At 71.4% G+C, this 1,939-nt stretch carries 3 protein-coding genes; all 3 read right to left on the reverse strand.

What is annotated here, in order from left to right; genetic code table 11:
- Positions 1–341 (reverse strand): shikimate dehydrogenase family protein (locus tag AC2W7G_RS14960; protein WP_485869139.1); only part of this gene is annotated, 341 nt, incomplete at its 3' end.
- On the reverse strand, positions 341–1,486 hold the full coding sequence (gene mltG, locus AC2W7G_RS14965) for an endolytic transglycosylase MltG (RefSeq protein WP_485869140.1): 1,146 nt from the start codon (positions 1,484–1,486) through the stop codon (positions 341–343). The genes mltG and AC2W7G_RS14960, both read right to left, overlap by 1 nt.
- 6 nt (positions 1,487–1,492) lie before the next feature.
- Positions 1,493–1,795 carry a Holliday junction resolvase RuvX gene (gene ruvX, locus AC2W7G_RS14970; protein WP_485869141.1) on the reverse strand — a complete coding sequence of 101 codons (303 nt, stop codon included), beginning with the start codon at positions 1,793–1,795 and terminating at the stop codon, positions 1,493–1,495.
- Between the last annotated feature and the right edge of the window lie 144 nt (positions 1,796–1,939).

Raw genomic sequence — 1,939 nt, forward strand, 5'->3', positions numbered from 1 at the left:
CCCTGCTCGTCCAGCGCCGCGACGGCGGCGCTGGTGTCGGTGTGTGCGCGCGCCAGCCGCCGGCGCTCGGTGCGCACCAGCGTGTTGGCGACGCCCACGAGACGGGCGAACGGGTCGGCCTCGTCGGCGAGCGCCAGGGCGCGCTGCTTGAGCGGCATCGTGCACGACAGCCCGCGCCACGAGTCGTCCAGCCCGGCCAGGAAGCCCTCGAGCCCGGCCTCGTCGACCTCGTGGGCGTCGTACTCCCAGTCCAGGCCGAGCTCGGCGTAGGCGTGCCGGTGCATGGCCGGCGACAGCGAGTGGGCGACCGGCGAGCCCAGGACCGCGCAGCGGGTCGGCATCAGCACTTCTCGCTCTCGCGGCAGAACTGCTGCAGCCGCTCGACGTTGCGCAGGTGCTCGGAGTAGGACTCGGTGAACACCGTGCCGCCGTTCTCGGGGTCGGCCACGAAGTACAGCCAGTCGCCCTTGGTCGGGTTGAGCGCGGCCTCGAGGGTCGCCTCACCCGGCGAGCCGATCGGTCCGGGCGGCAGGCCGGGGTACTTGTAGGTGTTGTACTCCGAGTCCGCGTCCCGCTCCTCGGCGGTCGTGAACACGTCGCCCTCACGTCCGCTCACGTACGCGACGGTCGAGTCCATCTGCAGCGGCATGTCCTGCTCGAGCCGGTTGTAGATGACCCGCGCGGCCTTGCCGAAGTCCTCGTCGCGGTTGACCTCGTACTCCAGGATGCTGGCGATGATGAGGATCTCCTCCTTGGAGAACCCCAGCGCGTCCGCTCGCGCGTCGATGTCGAGGTCCTCCTCGACCGCGAGGGTCTTCTTCACCATCTGGCTGAGGATGTCGGTGGCCGACGTGCCCGGCGGGACCGTGTACGTGGCCGGGTAGAGCCAGCCCTCGGGGTTGCCGCCGGCCGCCTCGGGCAGGCCGATCGAGCTCGGGTCCTCGAGCGCCTTCTCCAGGTCCTCCTGGGCGATCTCGGTGTTCTTGGCGATCGCCTCGACGATCTGCCCGACGCGCGCCCCCTCGGGGATCGTCACCTTGCCCTCGACCCGGTTCTTCGGGTCGGTCAGCTCGCGCATCGCCCACTCGGCGGACATCTGCTTGCGCAGCTGGAAGAAGCCGGGCTGGAACGAGGCGGCCCGGTCGTCGGTCAGCGACAGCTCGTAGAACGCCGCGCTGCTCTTGACGACCCCGGCCTCGTACAGGGTGCGGGCGATGTCGGAGCCGGTGTCGCCCTTCTTGATCTCGACGACGACCTCGCCGGTGCCCTGACCGGTGTAGTCCTCAGGACCGTTGAGGAAGCTGTCGGCCTTCTTCCAGGCCCAGACGCTGCCGAGCACGAGCGCCGCCACGACGGCGAGCACGATGATCCAGCGCAGCGGCTTGAGGCTGCGCCGCTTCTTGGGGGCCCGTCGCCGCCCGGGAGCGCTGGACGGTGCCGGTTGCTGCTCCTGGTCGCCGAAGAGGCCGAGCCCGCTGTCAGTCATACGTCCTCACAAGGTCTCGCCGGGCGCGCTGCCCCGGCTCCGCTCGGTGTCGAGTGCCGTCTGGAGGATCACGGTAGCGGCCGCCTGGTCGATGACCTGGCGCTTGCCACGGCTCGCCTTGCCGCGTCCGGTCCGTCCGGCCTGACGCAGCATCGCGTCAGCGGTCATCGTAGTCATCCGCTCGTCGAACAGCCGGACGCCCGCCGGGGAGACCGCCTGCTGCAGCTCCGCGGCGAACAGCCGGACCTTCGCCGCGGCCGGCCCCTCGGCACCCGAGAGGCTCAGCGGCAGGCCGACGACGCACTCCATCACGTCGTGCTCGGCGGCCAGGGCCGCGATGCGCGCGATGGCGTCGCGGCGGCCGGCACGGTCTCGACGGGGGTGGCGATGACGCCCGTCGGGTCGCAGGTCGGCGACCCGATGCGGGCGTCGCCCACGTCGATGCCGAGCCGG

The sequence above is a fragment of the Aeromicrobium sp. PFPM2_SD2 genome, assembly GCF_057364525.1.